This is a genomic window from Candidatus Kuenenia sp. (assembly GCF_027493735.1).
Lineage (GTDB): Bacteria > Planctomycetota > Brocadiia > Brocadiales > Brocadiaceae > Kuenenia > Kuenenia stuttgartiensis_A.
This window is the reverse complement of record NZ_JAOSKF010000022.1, coordinates 24375-46637: the sequence shown is the minus strand read 5'-3', so window position 1 is coordinate 46637 and position 22263 is coordinate 24375. Positions and strand designations below refer to the sequence as shown.

At 42.9% G+C, this 22263-nt stretch carries 20 protein-coding genes and 1 pseudogene; 9 read left to right on the top strand and 12 right to left on the bottom strand.

The window, feature by feature from the left end:
* The first annotated feature begins 196 nt into the window (after positions 1-196).
* The 9 genes from M5U24_RS15225 to M5U24_RS15185 all read left to right on the top strand — a co-directional run bounded on the left by M5U24_RS15225 (position 197) and on the right by M5U24_RS15185 (position 9799).
* Positions 197-502 carry a nucleotidyltransferase family protein gene (locus tag M5U24_RS15225; RefSeq protein WP_099324632.1) on the top strand — a complete coding sequence of 102 codons (306 nt, stop codon included), beginning with the start codon at positions 197-199 and terminating at the stop codon, positions 500-502.
* Positions 492-842, top strand: a complete 351-nt coding sequence (locus M5U24_RS15220) for a DUF86 domain-containing protein (protein WP_099324631.1) — start codon at positions 492-494, stop codon at positions 840-842. Before M5U24_RS15225 ends, M5U24_RS15220 begins: the two co-directional genes overlap by 11 nt.
* Complete coding sequence (locus M5U24_RS15215; RefSeq protein WP_099324630.1) at positions 839-1042, top strand: hypothetical protein; 204 nt, start codon at positions 839-841, stop codon at positions 1040-1042. The genes M5U24_RS15220 and M5U24_RS15215 overlap by 4 nt, the downstream gene beginning before the upstream one ends.
* A gap of 40 nt (positions 1043-1082) precedes the next feature.
* On the top strand, positions 1083-1409 hold the full coding sequence (locus M5U24_RS15210) for a 4a-hydroxytetrahydrobiopterin dehydratase (RefSeq protein WP_099324629.1): 327 nt from the start codon (positions 1083-1085) through the stop codon (positions 1407-1409).
* A 2-nt stretch (positions 1410-1411) separates the two neighbouring features.
* Positions 1412-3472: an ATP-dependent DNA helicase RecG gene (recG, locus tag M5U24_RS15205; RefSeq protein WP_157820429.1), complete on the top strand. Its 2061-nt coding sequence runs from the start codon at positions 1412-1414 to the stop codon at positions 3470-3472.
* Positions 3473-3774: 302 nt separating this feature from the next.
* Positions 3775-4980, top strand: coding sequence for an efflux RND transporter periplasmic adaptor subunit (locus M5U24_RS15200; RefSeq protein WP_099324627.1), 1206 nt, complete (start codon positions 3775-3777; stop codon positions 4978-4980).
* A gap of 118 nt (positions 4981-5098) precedes the next feature.
* Complete coding sequence (locus M5U24_RS15195; RefSeq protein ID WP_099324626.1) at positions 5099-5821, top strand: ABC transporter ATP-binding protein; 723 nt, start codon at positions 5099-5101, stop codon at positions 5819-5821.
* Positions 5822-6753: 932 nt separating this feature from the next.
* Positions 6754-8616, top strand: a complete 1863-nt coding sequence (gene ftsH / locus M5U24_RS15190; protein ID WP_099324625.1) for an ATP-dependent zinc metalloprotease FtsH — start codon at positions 6754-6756, stop codon at positions 8614-8616.
* A 136-nt stretch (positions 8617-8752) separates the two neighbouring features.
* The gene (locus M5U24_RS15185) at positions 8753-9799 is read left to right on the top strand and encodes a 2-hydroxyacyl-CoA dehydratase family protein (RefSeq protein ID WP_298202884.1); all 1047 of its coding nucleotides are present in this window, start codon (positions 8753-8755) and stop codon (positions 9797-9799) included.
* Positions 9800-10206: 407 nt separating this feature from the next.
* Here M5U24_RS15185 and rseP read toward each other — a convergent pair whose 3' ends face one another.
* The 12 genes and pseudogenes from rseP to M5U24_RS18540 all read right to left on the bottom strand — a co-directional run bounded on the left by rseP (position 10207) and on the right by M5U24_RS18540 (position 22258).
* Complete coding sequence (gene rseP / locus M5U24_RS15180; RefSeq protein ID WP_298202882.1) at positions 10207-12018, bottom strand: RIP metalloprotease RseP; 1812 nt, start codon at positions 12016-12018, stop codon at positions 10207-10209.
* Positions 12006-13148 carry a 1-deoxy-D-xylulose-5-phosphate reductoisomerase gene (locus M5U24_RS15175; RefSeq protein ID WP_099324623.1) on the bottom strand — a complete coding sequence of 381 codons (1143 nt, stop codon included), beginning with the start codon at positions 13146-13148 and terminating at the stop codon, positions 12006-12008. Before M5U24_RS15175 ends, rseP begins: the two co-directional genes overlap by 13 nt.
* A complete protein-coding gene (ispG, locus tag M5U24_RS15170) occupies positions 13148-14200 on the bottom strand; it encodes a flavodoxin-dependent (E)-4-hydroxy-3-methylbut-2-enyl-diphosphate synthase (protein ID WP_298202880.1) in 1053 nt (350 codons plus the stop codon). Before ispG ends, M5U24_RS15175 begins: the two co-directional genes overlap by 1 nt.
* Before the next feature lie 941 nt (positions 14201-15141).
* Positions 15142-15480 carry a HepT-like ribonuclease domain-containing protein gene (locus tag M5U24_RS15165; RefSeq protein WP_164994529.1) on the bottom strand — a complete coding sequence of 113 codons (339 nt, stop codon included), beginning with the start codon at positions 15478-15480 and terminating at the stop codon, positions 15142-15144.
* Complete coding sequence (locus M5U24_RS15160) at positions 15470-15772, bottom strand: nucleotidyltransferase domain-containing protein (RefSeq protein ID WP_099326999.1); 303 nt, start codon at positions 15770-15772, stop codon at positions 15470-15472. Before M5U24_RS15160 ends, M5U24_RS15165 begins: the two co-directional genes overlap by 11 nt.
* Before the next feature lie 226 nt (positions 15773-15998).
* A complete protein-coding gene (locus tag M5U24_RS15155; RefSeq protein WP_099324620.1) occupies positions 15999-16184 on the bottom strand; it encodes a hypothetical protein in 186 nt (61 codons plus the stop codon).
* An 11-nt stretch (positions 16185-16195) separates the two neighbouring features.
* On the bottom strand, positions 16196-16552 hold the full coding sequence (locus M5U24_RS15150) for a shikimate kinase (protein WP_157820428.1): 357 nt from the start codon (positions 16550-16552) through the stop codon (positions 16196-16198).
* A gap of 187 nt (positions 16553-16739) precedes the next feature.
* Positions 16740-16967, bottom strand: coding sequence for a hypothetical protein (locus M5U24_RS15145; protein WP_298202876.1), 228 nt, complete (start codon positions 16965-16967; stop codon positions 16740-16742).
* Positions 16954-17226 (bottom strand): annotated as a pseudogene (locus M5U24_RS15140) (BrnT family toxin). Before M5U24_RS15140 ends, M5U24_RS15145 begins: the two are co-directional and overlap by 14 nt.
* A gap of 33 nt (positions 17227-17259) precedes the next feature.
* Complete coding sequence (locus M5U24_RS15135; protein ID WP_298202874.1) at positions 17260-17466, bottom strand: hypothetical protein; 207 nt, start codon at positions 17464-17466, stop codon at positions 17260-17262.
* Between the two features lie 86 nt (positions 17467-17552).
* Positions 17553-19292, bottom strand: coding sequence for an ATP-binding protein (locus M5U24_RS15130; protein ID WP_298202872.1), 1740 nt, complete (start codon positions 19290-19292; stop codon positions 17553-17555).
* A 620-nt stretch (positions 19293-19912) separates the two neighbouring features.
* Entirely contained in the window at positions 19913-22258 is a 2346-nt protein-coding gene (locus M5U24_RS18540; RefSeq protein ID WP_338140601.1) for a CheR family methyltransferase, read from the bottom strand.
* Positions 22259-22263: the final 5 nt, after the last annotated feature.

The window sequence follows — 22263 nt, the reverse complement described above, 5'->3', positions numbered from 1 at the left end:
CTGAATTTCTACCGCAAGAATAAACATATAGTGGATGCTAAAAGTAAGTTGTCATTGCGCGGGCGATAGCCCGAAGCAATCTCTGGGAAAGATTGCTTCGCTCCGCTCGCAATGACACGTTTTTATGTAAACTTGTTTATGACGTTTACTATAGATATCAGGTCACAATAATCGCATGGGAAGGGAGAAATAGCTGATGGAAAGAAAAAACCATATAGTACTGCCAAAAGACAAGATCGCCGAATTCTGTAAGCGGCATCATATACGCAAGCTGTCTTTGTTCGGTTCCTGCCTGCATGGCGATTTTGGACCAGAAAGCGATATAGACCTTCTCGTTGAGTTTGAGCCGGAGCATATTCCGGGTCTCATAACCTTATCTGGCATGGAGATCGAATTAAGCGAAATCATCGGGCGCAACGTGGACTTGCGGACACCGGAAGATTTAAGCCGCTATTTCCGCAAGGAGGTAGTCGAGTCGGCAGAGGTGCAATATGTGCAGTAAAGAAGATATTGTACGGATGCATCATATACTCGATGCCGCGAAAGAGGCCGTTTCTTTTGCTCAAGGGCAGGCCAGAAAGTCACTCGACAAAAACCGTATGCTGGTGCTTTCCCTGGTTAAGGATGTTGAGATTATAGGAGAGGCTGCCGCTAATGTTTCAAAGGATTGTCGTGAGAGGTTTTCTCATATCCCATGGAAAAGCATAATTAACATGAGAAACCGGCTGATTCACGCCTATTTTGATATAAATCTGGATATTGTCTGGCAGACGGTTACTAAAGACCTTCCGTCTCTCATAATCAAACTTGAAGAAATACCTTTCCTTAAAAACAATCCATGAAAAATATTAATAAACTCATCATCAATTCTCCGTACGAAGAACTGCTTCAGTATTGTGAATACATACGTGATACACGGGAACTTGTCTTACAGGAAGGCCGCAGGCCAGCAGGATATGTTGTTGCTACACTACGAGCACAAGGATTTGACGATCCGGGACTTTTCAAGGTAGAAATTATTATAAAAACCTCAACTTACTGAGAAGTTACGTTTTTTTTACTTTTTTTAGGAGGATATTAAAATGTCAGAACTCGCATCAAAAAAGTGTGTACCCTGTCAGGTAGGGGTGCTGCCTTTAAAGGGCAGCGCACTTAAGGAATTGCAGAAACACCTGCGTGGGTGGGACGTTATTGAAGAGCATCATTTATACAAGACGTTTAAATTTCCTGATTTCAAAACTGCGCTTACCTTTACAAACAAAGTGGGGGAAATTGCTGAAGAACAGGGGCATCATCCCCAAATATGCCTGACGTGGGGGAAGGTGGAAATCAAGGTTTATACACATAAGATACAGGGACTTACTGAAAGCGATTTTATCCTTGCCGCAAAGATAGATGCCATAGGATAACCTTGAGTCACTCATTACTCCAACCAGTCCAATATCTTAACGGCATAGGGCCTAAACGAAGCAAAATTATCGGACGATTAGGCATACAAACGGTCCATGATTTACTCTATTACTTCCCCCGCGACTACAATGATTTTTCTAAAATACAGAAGATTGCTGAAGCGAAGACAGGCGACAGCATTACCATTCAAGGCACTATTAACGGCATACAAAACAGGGTTGCCCGAATGGGGAAGACCATTCTGGAAGTTTTCGTGAGCGATGAAACAGGCGTAATAGCCGCCACATGGTTTAATCAACCGTTTCTGGTAAATAAATTTCGCATCGGAGATCGCCTGTTTTTGCACGGAAAGGTCAATTCGTATAAATATCTCCAATTGCTCAGTCCGGAATATGAGATTATTAGCGATAGGCAGGCAGGCGGGAGTGGATGGGGTATTATTCCCGTTTACCCTCTTACCGAACACATAAGCCAGTCCCAATTACGAAAAATTATCCACGCTGCAATACAGGAATATGTGGATTTGCTTGAGGACGCCTTGCCTCTGCCCCTCATAAAAAAATACAATTTTCTTCCCGTAGCGGACGCTATAAGACATATTCATTCCCCTCCTTCAATGGAGCTTTTAAACCGCGCCAAAAACCGGCTGGTTTATGAGGAACTGTTTTGCCTTGAGATGGCAATGGCACTCAGGCGTTACCGTATTAAAGGAGAGACTAGAATCCCCTTTAAAGCAGGGGCGAATGTGGACGCCCACATTCGGAATATTATCCCCTTTACCCTCACGAAAGCGCAGGAAAGGGTAATTTATGAAATCAGGGAAGATATGAAAAGTGACAAGCCCATGAACAGATTGCTTCAGGGGGATGTTGGTTCCGGTAAAACGGTGGTTGCTTTATATGCAGCCTTAATTGCGGTAGCAAACGGATATCAGGCGACCTTTATGGCACCCACGGAACTACTGGCACAACAGCATTTTCGCACGCTGCAAAAATTCTTATCAGGATCGCAGGTCAGGGTCTGTTTATTAACCGGCAGCGGCAATGCAACACATAAAAAAAATGTCATTGCCCAGGTGAGCGATGGCGGGATAGATTTAATTGTCGGGACGCATGCAATCATAGAAGAATCCGTCTCGTTTAAAAAACTGGGACTGGTGGTGATCGACGAGCAGCACAAATTTGGCGTTTTGCAGCGCCTTAAACTGCGGAAAAAGGGAGCAAGCCCTGATGTGCTTATTATGACGGCGACGCCAATCCCCCGTACGTTGTCGCTTACGCTGTTTGGCGATATGGATATTTCAATGCTGGACGAAATGCCTCCGGGCCGTATTCCGGTAAAGACATTTTGGGTTTCAAAAAATAAAGAAAAAGCCGCTTACGATTTCATCCGGGGTGAAATATCAAAAGGAAAGCAGGTATTTGTCGTCTATCCACTTGTGGAACACTCGGAAAAACTGGATTTAAAATCAGCCATCACTGAAGCAGAGAGGCTGCGGAACGAAATATTTCCCGAATGCAAAGTAGGACTACTTCACGGCAAGATGAAATCTGCGGAAAAAGAGCAGGCAATGGCCGATTTCAAAGAAAGGCGGTATGATATTTTAGTTTCCACGATAATTATTGAGGTGGGCATTGACGTCCCTAATGCCACTATAATGGTTATTGAACATGCGGAACGGTTCGGCCTGGCGCAATTGCATCAATTGCGCGGAAGAATAGGAAGAGGCGGTAAACAATCATATTGCCTGCTTTTTGGTACGCCAAAAACAGCCCTGTCGCGTGACCGGCTTAGAACAATGGTAAATACGTCTGACGGGTTTAAAATAGCGGAAATGGATTTCAGGCTGAGAGGCCCCGGAGAGTTTTTTGGCACGCGGCAGCATGGTTTGCCGGAATTAAAGATAAGCAATATCTTTCATGATTTCTCCCTACTACAAAAAGCCCGGAAAGATGCGTTTGAAATTGTTTGCCGTGACCCTTCTCTTTCTGCGGAAGAACATCAAAAAATAAAGACGAAGGTCGTGGAAATGTTTAAAGACCGGTTAGATTATTTACTTTAGGCGCTGTAAATAAATTAACGTCTCACTTTGAAGCCTTGATTGCATGTTTCCAGAGCATGAAATTGATCTACTTGATACCTTTATTTATTTACAGTGCCTTAGTACCTTGTCTACAGTCTACAGTTGTCAGTCGGCAGATTGAGGACTGAGGACTGAGGACTGAGGACTGTTCTCGCTGACCTCTGACCTCTGACCTCTGACTTCCGACCTCCGGCCTCAGACTGTCAAATCCATTCCCTTCGGGAACGCAGGGTAAAATTATAATTGCCATACGTATCAATATTTATTATCTTCTAGCAGATATGAAAAAGTACATTTATATTGGCATACCATGCGTATTGGTAATCATAGTAACCGTAATTTACCTGCTTAAAAAAGAAGAAACCGTCAGGTTTGAGACGGCTAAAATTGTTAAGGGCGATATTCAGAAATATGTGGTTGCCACAGGCACAATAAATCCTGTAAGAACAGTGATCATCGGCAGTCAGGTCTCAGGCCTTATTTCAAAGCTGTACGCAGATTTTAATTCCGAGGTGAAAACGGGTCAGATCGTGGCGCAGATAGACCCAACGCCCTTCGAGCATCAGGTACGGAAGGCGGAAGCAGCCCTTGCAACAGCGCTTGCAAAACTAAAAAGATCGAATGCTGTCTTAAGAAACAGCAAGAGGAAATATCATCGCGCGAAAAAATTATTCTCAACACAGGTCATTTCCATTGATGAATTTGATGAGTCCCGAACCGTTTACGAGACAAGCCTTGCAGACGCTGAACTTGCGAAAGCTGAAATAATGCAGGCAGAGGCGTCCCTTGCAATAGCAAAAACCGATCTGGGGTACACGGTAATTGTTTCTCCTCTTGACGGCATAGTGATTTCAAGGGAAGTGGACGTTGGCCAGACGGTGGCCTCCAGTTTTCAGACGCCCACATTATTTACAATAGCCAAAGACCTTGTCAGTATGCAGGTGAATACAAACGTTGATGAGGCGGATATCGGCATGGTTGAAGTGGGGCAAAGTGCAAGATTTAATGTTGACGCCTTCCCTGAAGACGTTTTTGATGGCAAGGTAACAGAAATTCGTATGTCGCCGGTTATTTTTCAAAACGTCGTAACCTACGATACCATTGTCAGCATAGACAACTCTTCCCTAAAACTCAAGCCGGGAATGACTGCAAATACTTCCATTTTAGTGGCAGAAGCAAAAAACGTATTAAGCATCCCAAATACCGCGTTACGTTTCACTCCATCAAAAACCATAAGAGATAAAACCGGTAAACCGGAAGGAGGCGAATATGATGGAGAGAAATATTCCCCTCTCTGGATACTGAAACACGGAAAACCGGTAATGGTGATGATAAAAACCGGAATAAGCGATTACGATTTTACGGAGATTGTTGGGGGAGAAGTAAAAGAAGGGGATGAAGTTGTCGTTGCGGAGATAACCGATAAATCCGCCGCGAAAAGTTCCCAACAGATTCCCTGGACCAGAATGGGGGGAGGCCGGCGCTAGTGCCTTATCGGTAATTTTTTTACATTTTTTGGCAAAATATTTAATGGTGAAACCCGAAATTTGTTTCGTATTTTTTATTTCATTATTGTTTGGCGCTGGCTATGCCAGCTTATGATATATGCAGGATATAATACAATTAGATTCCATTTATAAAATATACGAAATGGGGGAGATTGCCTTTACGGCTTTAAACAATGTTTCTCTCTCCATTAAAAAGGGAGAGTTTGTTTCCATTATGGGGGCTTCTGGTTCTGGAAAATCCACATTAATGAATATACTCGGATGTCTGGACCTCCCTACGAAAGGGAGATACTTTTTTGAAGGGGTAGATGTTTCACGTTTTTCAAAGAATGAACTGGCGGAGATCCGGAACAAAAAACTCGGTTTTGTATTTCAGAGTTTCAACCTTCTTGGAAGAACAACTGTCTTGGAAAATATAGAACTCCCGCTTATTTACGCGAAAAAACTAACGAAAAGCTCCGAACATAAAATCTACGAAACAATCCGGATACTGGGCCTTGAAGGACTCCATAAAAATTATCCCAGCCAGCTTTCCGGCGGCCAGCAGCAACGTGTCGCGATTGCAAGGGCAATTATCAACAGCCCTTCCCTGCTTCTCGCGGATGAGCCTACCGGCAATCTTGATAGCGCTACCAGCAAAGAGGTAATGAACGTCCTTTGCAAACTGAACAGTGAAATGAATCTTACCATTGTACTCGTAACACATGAAGAAGATATCGCAGGATACACACGCAGAATGATAATGCTGAAAGACGGCAAGGTATTGAGAGATTCAGAGACGCACCCTGTCTTGTCCGTTTCGTCCATGACCTCTATGTAACTAAGGGTTTGAGTATGGTGTATAAGCCCTTATAATACATAAAAATTGTAACACTTTAGTATTTTGAAACCGGAAATAATCATTTGTAGTGCGACGAGATTCGTCGCATTGTTTTGGGTAGACCCTATTCCTTGATCTCACAACTTTTTTTGGTGCGACGAATCTCGTCACACTACATGAATTTAGTGGGCTTAGATATTTCAAGTGAGGAAAGACCAGCAACCGTTTATAGCAAAGGGTGTATTCCAGATTTTTTGTAACCAGTCATTTTAGTAGGATGAAAAGAGAATATCGAACCGCAGAACAAGGAATTTCGAATTACGAAGTTTTCTTATCCTTCGATATTCATTTTTTCCGGTGTAGTTTATTGATAGGTCAGCGCCGAGTAGTCCATCCTGCATAAATAATAAGCTTTTTTACAAAAAATCGGGAATGCACCTTACGAAAATATGATACGAAATACGAAACAAATTTCAAAACTCTCCCCCCCCTTATCCCCTCCAAAGGGGGAGAATGTCTCCCCGCTGGGGGTGCAGGGAATGGTTGTCACCCTTTGGAGGTGGGAGGATTGAAATATAGCATTTCGTTTTCACCATTAAATATTTTGCCAAAAAATGCAAAGAAATTACTGATAAAGTACTAATTGCTGCTCCTCTCTTGCAAATGCTCCGATTATGTCCGTTCTTCAATGCGGATTCCTTCTGCACTCACAGTGACAGACAATTACCATTTTACAAATATCATAAAGTTTTTTTGAGTGATACAGCGCTTTCTGGTAGAATTAGACACACGGCCGTGCGTCTCTACCAAGTTGTATTCCGCATACATTTCAAACCGGCTGAACGGAGAGACGTAACAAAGATGTCGTCTGACCATAAATTCTTTATCTGTTTATAGCATGTTCTTTTGAATAATCAACCATAGGAGTGTAAATGTTCAAAGACTTAAAAAAAATGAAGTTTAAAAGGCCGAAAAAGTTTTCTATTTGGCACATTATTATGGCTTTTGGGTTTCTCATACTTATCCAAATGTATTTAATGAACCCCGGGGTAAGGAATATCTCGTACAGCGAATTTAAGAAATTATTGCGCGAAGATATGATACTGGAATGTCATATATCCCATGCGGCTATTCAAGGCAAATTAAAGGAATATGAACGCGGCACTAACAAATACGCAATCTTTATTACGGCGCGGATAGATGACCCTGAACTGGTAAGCGAATTAGAAAAAATGGGGGTGAAATACGAAGGACAGTACGAAAGCCCCTGGTTGAAAACATTTTTCTTTTCATGGATAGTCCCCTTATTAATACTGTTTTTGATCTGGCGCTTTGTATTTAAAAGATTCGGGCCTGCCAGCAGCATCATGACTTTCGGCAAGAGCAGGGGACGCCTTTACGTCCAGGAAGACTTAAATGTTACATTTGACGATGTAGCAGGCATAGATGAGGCAAAAGAGGAATTGCAGGAAATTATAGAATTCCTGAAAACCCCTGAAAAATTTCGTGCCATAGGCGGCAAGATACCAAAAGGAGTACTGCTTGTCGGTGCTCCGGGAACAGGAAAGACCCTGTTGGCAAAAGCCGTGGCAGGGGAAGCTGGTGTCCCTTTTTTCAACATGAGCGGCTCTGAATTCGTAGAAATGTTTGTTGGCGTGGGCGCCGCAAGGGTGAGAGATTTGTTTAATCAGGCAGACCAAAAAGCGCCATGCATTATTTTTATTGACGAACTTGACGCCCTTGGCAAGGCCAGGGGGCAAAACCCCATGGGGGGGCATGACGAACGTGAGCAAACATTAAATCAGTTGCTGGTGGAAATGGATGGTTTTGATTCCAATAAAGGCGTAATTATCATGGGGGCTACAAATCGTCCTGAAATATTGGATTCAGCCCTTTTAAGGCCAGGCAGATTCGACCGGCAAGTGGTAGTTGACAGGCCGGATTTGCACGGACGCGAAGCAATACTCAAGGTACATTCCGCAGACGTAAAGATGGAAAAAGAAGTGGACTTACATGCTGTTGCCGCAATGACGCCGGGATTTGTCGGCGCAGACCTTGCAAACCTTATCAATGAAGCCGCATTGCTTGCCGCAAGAAGAAACAAGAAAGCCGCAGGCATGCCTGAATTTGAAGAGGCAATTGATAGGCTTATGGCAGGGTTAGAAAAGAAGAAGCGTCTTATGAACCTGAAAGAGAAGGAAATCGTCGCTTACCATGAATCCGGCCATGCCCTTGTAGCGTGCATGATTCCAAATGCTGACCCTGTCCGGAAAATATCGATGATCCCAAGGGGTATCGGCGCCCTTGGTTATACCTTGCAGAAACCTACGGAAGACCGCTATTTGATGACAAGGTCAGAACTTCTCGACAGAATAGCAATATTGCTGGGAGGCAGATCTGCGGAAAAGATTATTTTTAATGAAATATCAACCGGCGCCCAGAACGACCTGAAAAAAGCGACAGAAATCGCCCGAATGATGATTAAGGAATACGGCATGAGCGAAAAAATGGGACAGGTTGCTTTTGATCAAGGCGACAGGCAATCGCTTTACGGACTCTCCTTTGAAAAAGAATACAGCGAAGAAACGGCGCGGGAAATAGATTTAGAAATCAAAAGAATAATGGACGAATCGTCCCAGCGGGTCGAAACAATACTGCTTGAAAAAAAGATGATTTTGCAGAGAATGGCAAAAAAACTCATCGAAGAAGAGGTAATAGAAGGTGATGACCTGAAAAAATTCTTAGAAGAACTCAATAAACCTACCGGAGAAAAGACTCCAACGGAAAAAGAATAATGATACATCCCTGCTGCCCGCTTTAGAGGCATGCGCCAGTATGATGTACGATTTACGATGTGCGAAGTACGATTTAAAAATCGTGCCTCGTACATCGTAAATCTAAAACGGCAGCATTTTATAAAACATGCATCTTATGTCTAACGACAATTTACTTCCTTATCTTCCCGATCCCGGGAAATTTCCAGCGGACAAAATCATAGGGATTACGTCCACCATCCCCATAGAGATCGTCTTTGCCGCAGGATATGTGCCTATCGATCTTAACAATATATTCATTTGCGATATTGCGCCAAATAAAATGATAGAGGATGCGGAGCTGGCTGGTTTGCCCAGAAACACATGCGCATGGATCAAGGGCATGTATTCCGCTGTGAAAAAATACTCAATCCGAAAGATTATCAGCGTGATTCAGGGTGATTGCAGTAATAATCAGGCGCTTATGGAGGTTTTTTTGTCGGAGGGCATAAAAACCATTCCTTTCGCTTATCCCCATAGTAAAGCGGATACATCCTTTCTGCGTGATCAAATGGAGTCGCTTGCCGCAAACCTGGGAGTTTCTTACTGGAGAGCGGAAGAAACAAAGAAGCGTCTGGATTCGGTGAGAAGCATAGTACACGAAATTGACCGGCTTACATGGGTGGAGAATGTTGTCACAGGCGATGAAAACCACCTGTGGACAGTATCGACGAGCGACTTCATGGGAGATTTTGAGACATTTGGGGAACTTGCAGGGAAATTTCTTAAATCGGTATCCGGACGGGAGCCAATCAAACATGCAATAAGGCTCGGAGTTGTCGGAATACCCCCCATTTGTGAAGATTTGTACCACTTTCTTTCCGCCCTTGGCGTACAGGTAGTATTTAACGAAATTCAGCGTCAGTTCAGTATGCCATACCAGTCAGATACCCTTGTGGAACAGTACAGCCGCTATACCTATCCATACGATATTTTTTCGCGTTTAGAGGATATTCAAGATGCGGTGAGGCAAAGAAGAATCCATGGCATCATTCATTATGTGCAAAGTTTTTGCCATAGGCATATTCAGGACAAGATTATTAGGAAAAATATACGACTGCCGATCCTTACCCTCGATTGCGATCGTCCAGGCCCATTGGATGGGTCAATGAAAACCCGTATTGAGGCGTTTATTGAAATGATAAAAAGTTGTAGTATTCTTTAGTTGGTGGTACGAAGTACGATTTACGATTTAAAACCCCAAATCCCAAAGCTAAAATCGTAAGTAACTATTCAGCGTAATATATTGAAAAAAACCGCTCGTTCCCAAGCTCCGGCTTGGGAACGGATTTGTTTGAGAAGCTCCAGCTTCGAATGGAAAAGGGAATGAACCCATGATGTCAGTTTGGAGGCTTTTCAGTATGTTACCCAAGATATTTGGAAACCTCTTTTGAATCGAATAATACACGAAGCTTCGCTTGCCGGCTAAATGGAAGCTAGAGCTTCCAACGCAATTACGTTCCCAAGCCGGAGCTTGGGAACGAGCATTTTTGTTTTTCCAAAAATCTAAACTGTTACAAAAAATCAGGAATGCTCCCGTTACAATCGTAAACCGTACTTCGTACGTATTTCCTACAACGTAAACAGCCGCATAATATCATTGCGTGTGGCGTAAATAACCAGTGAAATAATCATGGCGAAACCAATATACTGGGCAATTGATAGCGTTTTCTGGCTGACCGGAGAACCCTTGATTTTTTCAATTAACAAGAATAATAAATGTCCGCCATCCAGCACTGGCACCGGTAAGATATTTAAAAGCGCAAGCTGAAGGCTTAAAATCCCTAAAAAATATACCAATTTCCCCATGCCTACTTTTGCGGATTCGTATGATGCCTGGGCAATAAGGATGAATCCACCGACGTTTTTGGTTGAAAGTCTTTGGGAAAAGAACCCTCTTAACGTAAGATACAGTCTTTGTACATTGATAACAGCCTTTTTAAAGCCTACTACGCATGACCCAATAAGCCCATATTTTTTAAATTCTGTTTTTTCTCTGAATTTCACGCCAATGCTTCCTGCCGCTGTTTCACCATTTTTTTGCGGTGCTATGGCAGAGGTTAATTTTTCAGTCCCACGCATCCACCCAATGGTGATGGGTTTTCCCTGTCCCGATACTACCGCCAGAAGGAGTTCGTTCCAGTGATGCAGTTCTTTTTCATTCAGGGAAATAATTTTATCGCCGGGTTGCAATCCTATCTTTTCCGCAGGAAATCCCGGGACAACGGAATCGATTGTCAGTCCGTAAAAGGGGGTAATGCTTTTTAAAAATTCTTCTTTTGCACCAGCATCTTCTAACGGCACAGAAACTAATGTAACCTTGTTGTTTCTCTTTACGGTCAGGATGCATGTTTTATCTTCGTACGCCATGAATGTGTTCTTAAAACCGGTAAAGCCAATAATGGGATTGGAATTAACCTCAATTATTTCATCACCCTTCATCAATCCTGCTTTACTGGCAATACTGTTATATTTCACGCCGTCTATAATGGAAGAAGCGCCGGACAAACCAAGCATCCACCGTGATATTTTAGATGGAGTTGCTTTTACCTTTATTTCTTCGCCGTTTCGCAACAGAGTAAGGGTTATTTCTTTGCCTGCGCTCTGTGATTCTACTTCACGAAATTCCGATTCAGAGGTTATCCGTTTGCCGTTTACTGCCACGACAAGGTCTTTTACCTGTATTCCGGCGTCCCTTGCAGGCGACTCATTATTTTCAAAGGCAAATATTTTATCAATTTCCAGGCTGGTCGCGGGCATTATTCCGATGCGTTGAAGGCCATGCTCCTGGTCATACATCGGTATTACCTCTGTATGGAAAATATCGTTGCCTCTCTTCACCTTGATGGGTATGCCGGTAGTGGTGTTGCTCAACGCGACGACAGTAAAAATGTCTTCAAAATCAGGGTCATCAATGCCCCCGATTTCTGTAATTTTATCGCCTTTCTGTATCCCTGCCTGCCAGGCGGGCTGGCCTGGGATAACATCTCCTACTTCGGAAGTAATAAAAGGCACTCCTATCTGAAATGCGACAATAAAGGCAACGAATGCCAAAAGAGCGTTTAACGCAACGCCGGCGACCAATACCGATGCACGTTGCCCTATACTTTTGGAGGAAAATTCATAGGAAGCGCCGGTTTTCTCCTCGTCAGGGTTTTCTCCTGCCAATTTTACGTATCCGCCAAGCGGAAAAAGGGACAACCGATACTCGGTTTCACCCCATTGTTTTTTCAATATGGCAGGGCCAAATCCCAGTGAAAAGGCCAGGACACGGGCGCCAATTTTTTTTGCCATGAGAAAATGGCCCAGCTCATGGATAAAAATAAGCAGTCCGATGCCTGCAATAACGAGAATTACGTTTGTTGAAACATTTAAGTAAGGCATTTTTTAATCTCCTGTCTTGCCCATGCATCTGCCGCCAGAATCTCTTCCAGGCAAGGGTCTTTAATAAAATGGTGATGATTTATAACCTTTTCCACAAAGGAGGCTATTTCGGTGAAACGAATTTTCTTTTCAAGAAAGGCCTGCACGGCGACTTCGTTTGCGGCGTTTAGCGTAGCGCCAATAGTGCCGCCCTCTCTGACCGCAAGATAGCCGAGCTTTAAAGCGGGAAATTTTTCCCTATCCGGCTTTTTAAAGGTAAGATTTTCTATGCGCGGCAAGTCCAGCGGTTCAGCATTAAGACACGCCCTTTCAGGGAACGTTAAGGCGTATTGAATCGGGACCTTCATATCCGGCATGCCCATTTGGGCAATGACTGAGCCATCACAAAATTCCACCATAGAATGAATGATCGATTGCGGATGTACTACCACATCAATTTGGTCAGCCTCCAGATTAAACAGCCACTTTGCCTCAATAATTTCAAGGGCCTTGTTCATTAACGTCGCAGAATCGATGGTGATTTTCTGCCCCATGCGCCATGTCGGATGTTTAAGCGCCTGAGCAGGTGTTACATCTGCAAGTGTATCGGCGGGAAAATCATAAAAAGGGCCTCCCGAAGCGGTAATGATAATACGCCTGATTTCGTTCTGCCTGCCGGACTGGAGGGCTTGAAATATTGCGCTGTGTTCACTATCCACCGGCAGTATCTGATTCTTTTTTGCCAACGGAATGACAATATTCCCTGCCATAACAAGGGCTTCTTTGTTGGCAAGGGCAAGGATTTTCCCCGCTTGTACAGTTGCTATAGCGGCGGATAATCCGATTGCGCCAACTACCGCTGAAACCACAATATCCGCCTCGCTCTTTAAAACAATCTCTTTGAGGCAATTATTTCCGCTGATTACTTCTATCTGCTTGCCCGAAAGGTGTTGTTTCAGTTTTCCGGCTAATTGGAGGTCGCTCAGCGCTATGTGCGATGGATTAAATTCTTCCGCCTGCCGGGCAAGGAATTCCCACTGCGAATGACTGGAAAGCCCGGTTACCCTGAAGGAGTCTTTTAAGTTACGCACAACGTGTAATGCATTTTTTCCGATAGAACCTGTAGAGCCAAGGATAGCAACGTTTTTCATTATGATTTCATAAGGGAAATTTCTTCCAAAAGCTCATCCACCATCCGATCTTCCGGTATTTTCCTTACCTTTTCTCCCTTTTTGAAAAGAAACCCAAATCCCTTGCCTCCGGCAATACCGATATCGACCTCCCTTGCCTCTCCAGGCCCATTTACTATACACCCCATAATGGCTATCTGAAGATGTTTTTTGTCGTTTGGCAGACGGTGTCTTACCTGTTCAACAATTTTAACAAGGTCGATTTCGCACCTGCCGCACGTTGGACAGGAAATAAGATCCGCACGCCGCCGCTTGTAAAGCCCGAGCGCTTCGAGGATGTCAAAGCCTGCCTCTACTTCAAGTTCCGATGCGCCGGTATAGGAAACCCGTAACGTATCGCCAATGCCTTCTGAAAGTAACCCGCCGATACCGATTGCGGATTTAATGGTTGCCAGACTTGGAGGGCCTGCCGCGGTAACGCCCAGATGTAATGGATAATCGCATTGTGTTGCAATTGAACGGTATGCTTCCAGGGTTGAAGGCACGTCAGACGCCTTTAATGACAATACAATATCCCTGAAACCAAGCGATTCAAAGTGTTCGCAATACTGCAAAACGGTTCTGACCATTAAAGCCGTCAGCTCATCATGTATCCCTACGTCCCGTATTGAACCGGAATTAACGCCTATACGGATAGGGATACCCTTGTCCTTTGCAGCTTTTATTATTTCTTCCAGTTTTTTCCGGTCTTTCATATTGCCGGGGTTGATCCGTATCTTGTCAACTCCCTGTGAAATGGCTTCAAGGGCAAGATGATGTCCAAAGTGTATATCTGCAACAAGGGGTATGTTTATCTGCCGTTTAATAGCGCCAAGACATTTTGCGGTAACAATTGTGGGAACGGCAACACGTACGATATTGCAACCGGCAGCTTCCAGCGCTTTAATCTGTTTAACTGTCGCGTCAATATCCTCCGTGTGGGTCTTCGTCATTGTTTGCACGGAAATCGGGCTGTTCCCCCCCATCAATACTCCGCCAACATTGACCGTTCGCGTATTGCGTCTTTTAATCATAAATATAGTGAATCTAAGAAAATAAAAATGAACAATGATATGGTCTCAACGTTACAGAAAAAGTTCACGAAATTTTTAGGAATGCAGGATATTTGAAAAACCGGGGACAATGAAGGTACGTGTCAATTTTGTAAGTTTCAGTAAATACGTGACTTAATATAAAACAAAGAAGAAATTATAGTAGGTATATGCCGATTTTGTCAAATATTAAATTATACTTCAAGAGGTCTTTTTTCATAAGAAACATGATAAGAGGGATACTGAAAAGCCAGGTGACATTGTTGGCACGGGTCGGGCGGAGGGGAATGTTAGTGCCTTATCAGTAATTTTTTCGCATTTTTTGGCAAAATATTTAATGCTCTCTTCTGCAGTCGGCAGAGGAGCATTCCAGATTTTTTGTAACCGTTTGTGTGATTGGGGCAAAACAACGCTGCCAGGGGTTAATACTACTGTACGTTTCATTAAAAACATGGCAGAAGTCACAAAAAACCGGGAATGCACCCGGATCAACACCACAAGTGCATGAAAGCTGCAAGGGATGTGGCAAGCCTGTCCCCCGCTGGCGGGGGATTAAGGGGGTGGAATTGTCTGCGGAGCGTGGGAAAGAGGGTTAAATTTGTTTTCATAATAAAGGGGTAGTTGAATCGAGGGAGAAATCCGGTCCACCCCCTGCACCCCCGCCGGGGGATATAGTTTGAACAGGAGCATTCCCGATTTTTGGTTAACTAATTGTACATTGTAACACAAGCATCCTGCTTGTGGTATTTTACCCTCAAGCTGGAAGCTTGAGTTACTATTCTTCCCCCCCCTGCTAATGACATTTTTACAAAAAATCGGGAATGCTCCCGTCGACAGTCTACTGTCGGCAAATTGCAAATTGCCGATTGAGGACTGAGGACTGAGGACTGTTTTCGTGCTTGTTTGGTTCTGGCGTTGTCAGCTTAGGCATTTACTATTTCACGTACTTCTTTGATCAAAATTGGTAAATGGTTCTTAACAGCCTTCCAAACAATCATTTCATCTACTATGTCATAACCATGTATTAATATGTTTCTGAAACCAATAATACGGTAATGTTCAGAAATTCTTTCGATAAACTCCGCATCAATTTTCCGGATTCTATTAAGGGCTTCCCCAATAATCTCAAAATCTCTCTCAACCGCTCTTTGTGTAACGGGACTGTTTTTATATGCCTTGAAATCCATTTCATGGGTAAATCTCTGTATCTCTTCTGCTGCATGGAGGACGTCGATGAGATTTTTAAGTATTTCATCGTTCATATATGGCAATCCTTGTCTTGTCAACTGATTTCCTGAAAATAGGATTTCTAAATGGTTTGTCTACAACAAGATCTACTTTCCGTTTAAATATTTTTTCCAGTTGTTCTTTTAATTCAAAGTATTTATCAAAAAGATCAATGTTTTCATCCGAATCAAAAAGCACCAAAACGTCTACGTCGCTGCCTGGTGCAAAGTTTTGAGTCAAAACAGAGCCGAAAAGATCCAGTCGTTTTATGGGCAATACCCGACAAATGCTTTCAATTTTAGGTTTTAGTTGTAGAAGATTAATCATAATTATTATCCAATGTTTCTTAACGCCTAAGTTGGTATAGCCAGAACCAAACAAGCGCGAAAATAGTCCTCAATCAGCAATTTGCCGATTGCCGATTGCCGACGGCAGAAGGGACTGTTAAATATTTTGCCAAAAAATGCGAAAAAATTACCGATAAGGTACTAACGCCTTTCATCCAGTAGGGGCAGTTACGTTGGATTGGTCAGCGAAATCCAACAATGGCTTTTCACCGTACCTTATTGTCGAACATTTCCAAGGCCTCTTTTATCCTGGCGGCTGCTTGCTTAACACTAAGACCCGATATATCAATCTGCAAATGAGCACGTTCGTAACTCTTGCGGAAAAATGTGATGTACTTTTTGATCTCTTTCTGGTACAGGCGTTTCTCTTCAGTGGTTACGTGTTTCTCCATCGGTTTCGAGTCTATGTCGTAGAACCTGATTCTCTCCAGGATATTCTCCGGCGTGTCGTGTAGTACAATGATAAGCCATCGGACTTCTTAACAGCCCGCAGATACCCTCCCATCAGTCCACTCGGTGGCAGGGCGATTACGCTGTTGCGGCTGTCCGGACGATTCAGCAGATGAATCAGTGCCTTTGCAGCCTCATTTCGAAAGGAGTGGACAGTAAGGAATCTTGCCTGTAGTCGCTCGATACTTATCTCAAAGAAGGTCTCGATTTCATCATCTACATCAAAAAACTTTACACACAGAAGATCTGCCAACGCCCTGCCGGTCGTCGTCTTGCCTACACAACCCACGCCTGTTAAAAAAACTCGCACTGGTATTTCCCCCCATTGTGGATTTTCCGTTGTACAAACGTCTGAGATCAAGAAATAAAAAATACGAAATCCGAAACAAATCCGAATTAACAAAGCATAAAATTCAAAACAAATCCAAAACATAGTAACACTTTAGTTTTTTGAAAAATTCCAATAATCGCAGTGTAGGAACGCAGCGGAATAGCGGTCAGGTGGAGCGTTTTGTAAGACCTGTCGATTGACGTGCTATTTTCATCAAACTACGCAGGGCTTCATTGACCGAAGCGTCATCGGGGAATACTTCTGCCACATCAGGGCTTAGAAGAATAAGATTGGTCCCTTTTTTGTATTCATCGAAATATTTACCCCTTATTCCTTTGCCCAAATCTTTCCGTTTGTACTCCTTACGCATTTCTTCAGGTTTAACCCTCTTCATATATTTTCCTTTCGTGTCTTGTTGCACTCCTTACGCTTATTATTCTTATTTTTCCATGCCGTTCCGTATGAACGACAACCAGCAATTGACTCTCTCTGGAATAGCCAAAAGTTAAGAATCTGTGCTCTCATATTGAATTGTCGGGATCGCTAAAAGTAATTGCCAATGGATCACCAAATACTGTTGCTGCCACATGAAAAGTTATGCCATGCTTTTTGAAGTTAGCATCTGATTTGCCGGGGTCCCATTCGAATTCCATGTGCTATTTTATCATTTATTTTTGGTCTAAAATTTATTTTTCTCTTTGCTCTATTAATGTCGGCATTTTATGGTTTGCCATATTCGTTGCCAAACCAAAATCCATAGCATTGGCGCATCCATTCTTTTTTCCTATTCGAGCAAGCACAACCCTGACAGGGTTCAAAACCCTGTCAGGGTTTGATTCGAAGCCGGCACTTGTGAACGAGAGGAAAGTCGGCTTTCGGGCATTGTCTGGCATGTTATGATACAAACCTTGAAATTTCTAAACGTATATTCAGGGCGCGTTTCTTACCCGACGATATCATTTATGCAGGGATTGCAATATCAATCTCTTAATGAATCATTAATTGAGTGTAGCAGATTATCTAATTCGAATGGCTTGTTGATAACAAAATCCGCTTTTATCTTATTGCCCGGAAAGTCATCCGAAGCGTTCAGGAATCCTGTTATTATGCCGATCTTTGGTTTCTTAGCCATATCAGCTATTACATTCATAATATCCCACCCTGATATATCAGGCATGCCCAGGTCGCACAGCACGAGATCAAATTCATCCTTTTTTAGAAGATCCAACGCCCCGGCGCCATTATTGATAAAAACAACGTTATAGCCTTCTCCCGTAAGGAAGCTGCTCAATACTTTTCCAATAGTTGCTTCATCATCTACGATAAGGATGCCGTTTCTCAGTCCCCTTTTCTCTGGCGTCACTTTGCCAGGTTCATGATCACTCTTTGTAATACCCGGCGACTCCTTCGCTGCGGGAAAGCTTAGGATAAGGGTACTGCCTCTTTCCTTTTGACTTTGCGCCGCTATTTTGCCACCATGCCGTTTGACAGTCCCATAAACAATACTCATTCCCAATCCAGTGCCACGTTCCTTAGTGGTAAAAAAGGGGTCAAAGATTTTTGTCAGCGTTTCTTCGTCCATGCCAATGCCCGTATCTGAAATCTCCAAAACGACGCTTCCGTTTTCTTCCCTTGTAGAAAATGAAAGCGTCCCTCCCCCCGGCATGGCGTCAAAGGCATTCTTGATGATAATAATCAATACTTCCCGCAATTCCAAAGGATTGCCCATTATGCATGAAACGTGTTTAACACCATCCAAATTTATGGTATAGGCGATTCCTTCTCTCTCTGCACACTCCTTCCATCCCGGATGTGTAGAATCAATCGTGCTTTTTATCTCTTCACATAAGTCAATTGCTACAAACCAGTCACGATCTTCCTTTACTTTGGTAAATTTATTCATACGGCGTACAATTTCAGCGCCATCCTTGACAGAGCTGCGTATCAAACGCAACTCTTCCAGTAACTTCTCTCTGCCTTTATTTTCCCGCATCAACATCTGTATCTTTCCGTCTATGATGGCAAGGATATTGTTAAACCCGTGCGCGATGCCTGTTGTCATAATGCCCATTGATTCTAATTTCTTTGACTGCAGGAGTTCTTTTGTACGTACTTTTATTTGATACTCAAGCGTCTCATTTATTTCCTTCAGTTTTATCTGTGCCTCTATACGTGCTGAAATGTCGGTTATGATGATAAGATACTGGTTAATGTTATTTTTGGAATCCGGAATAGCACGGCTTTCAAGCTGCGCATGAAACGGTTGATCTCCTTTAAGCATCCTCAGTTCACAGGTTTCTTTGTTTCCCGTTTCAGACACCCTTTTACGATGCAGGTAAAAGAGATCGGCATCCTCTCTTACGATGTATTTAGACAGGGGTTTGTTTATCAGCGAATGCCGCTCCGCCCCCAACATAAAAGCACCTGCAAAGTTTACCTCATGGATGAAGCCTTTTTCATCAAGGGTAAAATATCCTACAGGGGCAAGGTCGTAAAGGTTTAAATACTTTTGCCTGGATTCTTCAAGCAGGGTTTGGGATTTGCGAAGTTCTTCCGCCTGCATTTCAAGCTCGATCTGATGAATCTGTAATTCATGGGCAAGTTTACGGACTTCCGCTTCCGAAAGGTTCTCGACTGGTATTGTATAGGGGTTGAGCTTTTCTAATGCTTTTCTGCGGAGTTCGGCGTCTGTTTTATTTTCGGGAGGCTTTTTTCCCATTTTTGCCATCCTTTATGAAATGTTGGTACGACAAAAAATAAAATGGTTATAAACCGGCAGAGTATTAACCCTGACAGGGTTAATACCTTCATTTTCAACGGTAGAGACAAGTTTGAAATCCTGTCTCTATGTTACTATTACCCCCCCTAATAATTGCTTTTTGCAATAAAGCGGGAATGCTCCCGTTGCTGTTCGTTCCTCATTTGAATATCTAAGCCAACTAAATTCATGTAGTGCGACGAGGTTCGTCGCACTACAAATGATAATTTACAGTATCAAAAGACTAAAGTGTTACTATAGTAACACTTTAGTCTTTTGAAAAATTCCCGGGATAGAAAAAATACCATGTAGCCCTGTTAGGGGCGGTCTGTTTGTAGCGCAATAAAATTCAATAAGGTAAATAGCTCCGTAGGAGCGACCTGTTCGTATTCAGGTAGACCTGTTTATATGGATTTACAAGAGACAGGTCGCTCCTAATTGCAGAGACAGGTTTCAAACCTGTCTCTACGATCGGTTATAATATCCTATTTTGCTACAAACAGGCTGCTCCTACGGAGCTTATAGGTAGTACATTTTTCAAAAAACTAAAGTGTTACTTACTATTTGTTTGGCTATATGTGCTACGTTCGCAACGGGTCAGTCAGGTCTTTTACAACGCATTGAACATATATATTTTTCGAGGTTTTTATAACAGTACTCATTAAGCACACGGGAACAATAACTCCATCAGGTCTTCGAATATTCATTTCCATAGAAACCGTTTCATTTTTCTTTGACAACCCTTGAAAGAATTCTGCCGGGTTCTTTGTCTTTTCCGGTGAAAAACAATCCCATATTTTGTACGTATGCTGCTCCTTAAGGCTTCTGCCGGTTTGTTCCTCAAATTTTTTATTATAATCCACGATAACGCCGCTTTCCGGATTAAAGAGCACAATGCCGAATAGCGAAGACTGATTCAACATGTCGAACCTACTCTCTATCAGGCGTAAAGCATCTTCTGTATTTTTAATTTTTGTAACGTCAATAAATGTGATAACTACGCCATCTATTACATTATCTACTGTGCGATAGGGCAAGATACGCATGTTATAAAACGCCTGCTCCTTTGTCTGTATCTGGCATTCTTTTTTGACCAGCGTTCTAAGCACTTCTGCCGAGTCATCCCTGAGGGTGTCCGTATTGAATTTTGCGGTGATGTCGCCTATCGAACGGCCAATATCCGACAGCAGCATATTAAAGAGTTTTGTCAGCATCGGGGTAAAACGGACAATATTCAGTTTCGTGTCAAGAAATATGGTTGCTATCTCAGTGCTTGCAAGGAGGTTGTTGAGGTCGTTATTGGAACGTGATAATTCATTTAACTTATTCTGCAGTTCCGCGTTCACCGTCTCCAGTTCTTCATTCGTGGATTGTTGTTCCTCTTTAGACGTCTCCAATTCCTCGTTGGTACTCTGCAGTTCCTCGTTTGTGGACTGCAATTCTTCATTGGTAGATTTCATCTCCTCATTCGAAGTTTCCAGTTCCTCGATGGTTGCCTGTAAATATTCCTTTGTCGATTTCAATTCTAATTCGAGTTTTGTAATCTGTGGGTCTTCTTTGCTGATTTTTAAGGAGGCCTTTCCTTTTTTCCGCGCTTTTTCAGCCGGTAATTTTTCATCAAAGATGATCATCGTCAGCCCTTCAGTTGCTATTCCGGTTTTAAGTGGCTTGACGGTCAGGTCAATCGTCAGGAAATGTTCATTGTCTCGTATCTTCACCTCTTTTTCCATGATAGTTTCTTTCCTTCTGGAAATTTTATGGAGAATGGCGCTCAGTTTATAACGCAGGTCTTCGTGCGCCATTTTTAATATATTGAAGGTGGGGACACCGGGTGGCGTTAGCAAGTATTTGTGTATATTGCCGTTAACATAAAGAATCTCATGTTTTTCATTGATCAGTGCAAACGACGGGGCATATTTGTTAAGAATCTCTCTTTCCGCAAGTTGAATAATATTGATTTCTCCGTAATCCTTTTTTTCTTCTTTCCGGTCTGATTGAAAGACTCCCTTCGTTGGCAAGGCAGGAAGATCCACGCCCTTTTCGATAACGCCGCTTTTACGTTTATAGATTTTCCATTTCGCATTTTCAGTTGAAAAAAGATCGGTAAAATTACCAATGGTTTCAGATGACCCGAGGAAAAGGTACCCATCCTTATTCAGGGTATAGTGAAAAACCGACAGTATCTTTTTTTGCAGCGAGGCGTCCATATAAATCAGCACGTTTCTGCATGATACAAGGTCTAGCCTGGAAAAAGGAGGATCCTTTATCAGACTTTGAGCGGCAAAAACCAGCATTTCGCGTATCCGTTTTTTTAGCTTGTAGGAGTTGTCTTCTTTTATAAAGAACTGTTTCAGCCGTTCTTTGGAGACGTCCGCGGCAATACTGTCAGGGTAGATACCCGCGCGCGCGAATTCGATGGCCGTCGAGTCTATATCGGTTGCAAATATCTGTACGTTACACTGCCGCTGTTTCTTTTCCATAATTTCCGCGATGAGTATGGCAATGGAATATGCCTCTTCGCCTGTGGCGCAGCCAGCCACCCAGACGCGTAAAGCACTGTTTGTCTGTTTTCTCTGTATGATCTCGGAGATTACCGTATTTTTCAGGAGATCAAAGGCGTCCTTGTCTCTGAAGAAATTGGTGACCCCTATGAGCAGGTCTTTGTAAAGAATTTCTATTTCAGCCGTATTTTCTCGTATATAATTGAGATAATCTGCAATTTTATCGATCTGATGAACGGCCATGCGCCTTTCAATCCTTCTCCGAATCGTATTTTGTTTATATTGGGAGAAATCCTGTCCTGTATGGTTACGAATCTGCAGGAGGATTTTTGTTACATTGTTTTGATATTTTTGTTCCGTGGCGCCCGTTGACCTGGCGCTATCAATATAGGGGTGTTTGATATATTTTAACAGTTCTCCCGGCATTCTTT

Bases quoted from the DNA above. Each gene is read 5' to 3' on its own strand.
- rseP (WP_298202882.1), bottom strand. From the start codon at position 12,018: ATGCCTTACTTAAATGTTTCAACAAACGTAATTCTCGTTATTGCAGGC.
- M5U24_RS15185 (WP_298202884.1), top strand. From the start codon at position 8,753: ATGTCTAACGACAATTTACTTCCTTATCTTCCCGATCCCGGGAAATTT.
- ftsH (WP_099324625.1), top strand. From the start codon at position 6,754: ATGTTCAAAGACTTAAAAAAAATGAAGTTTAAAAGGCCGAAAAAGTTT.
- M5U24_RS18540 (WP_338140601.1), bottom strand. From the start codon at position 22,258: ATGCCGGGAGAACTGTTAAAATATATCAAACACCCCTATATTGATAGC.
- M5U24_RS15165 (WP_164994529.1), bottom strand. From the start codon at position 15,480: ATGAACGATGAAATACTTAAAAATCTCATCGACGTCCTCCATGCAGCA.
- M5U24_RS15200 (WP_099324627.1), top strand. From the start codon at position 3,775: ATGAAAAAGTACATTTATATTGGCATACCATGCGTATTGGTAATCATA.
- M5U24_RS15145 (WP_298202876.1), bottom strand. From the start codon at position 16,967: ATGAAGAGGGTTAAACCTGAAGAAATGCGTAAGGAGTACAAACGGAAA.
- M5U24_RS15195 (WP_099324626.1), top strand. From the start codon at position 5,099: ATGCAGGATATAATACAATTAGATTCCATTTATAAAATATACGAAATG.
- M5U24_RS15225 (WP_099324632.1), top strand. From the start codon at position 197: ATGGAAAGAAAAAACCATATAGTACTGCCAAAAGACAAGATCGCCGAA.
- ispG (WP_298202880.1), bottom strand. From the start codon at position 14,200: ATGATTAAAAGACGCAATACGCGAACGGTCAATGTTGGCGGAGTATTG.
- M5U24_RS15215 (WP_099324630.1), top strand. From the start codon at position 839: ATGAAAAATATTAATAAACTCATCATCAATTCTCCGTACGAAGAACTG.
- M5U24_RS15175 (WP_099324623.1), bottom strand. From the start codon at position 13,148: ATGAAAAACGTTGCTATCCTTGGCTCTACAGGTTCTATCGGAAAAAAT.
- M5U24_RS15130 (WP_298202872.1), bottom strand. From the start codon at position 19,292: ATGGGAAAAAAGCCTCCCGAAAATAAAACAGACGCCGAACTCCGCAGA.
- M5U24_RS15220 (WP_099324631.1), top strand. From the start codon at position 492: ATGTGCAGTAAAGAAGATATTGTACGGATGCATCATATACTCGATGCC.
- M5U24_RS15160 (WP_099326999.1), bottom strand. From the start codon at position 15,772: ATGATTAATCTTCTACAACTAAAACCTAAAATTGAAAGCATTTGTCGG.
- M5U24_RS15210 (WP_099324629.1), top strand. From the start codon at position 1,083: ATGTCAGAACTCGCATCAAAAAAGTGTGTACCCTGTCAGGTAGGGGTG.
- M5U24_RS15135 (WP_298202874.1), bottom strand. From the start codon at position 17,466: ATGCCAGACAATGCCCGAAAGCCGACTTTCCTCTCGTTCACAAGTGCC.
- M5U24_RS15155 (WP_099324620.1), bottom strand. From the start codon at position 16,184: ATGGAGAAACACGTAACCACTGAAGAGAAACGCCTGTACCAGAAAGAG.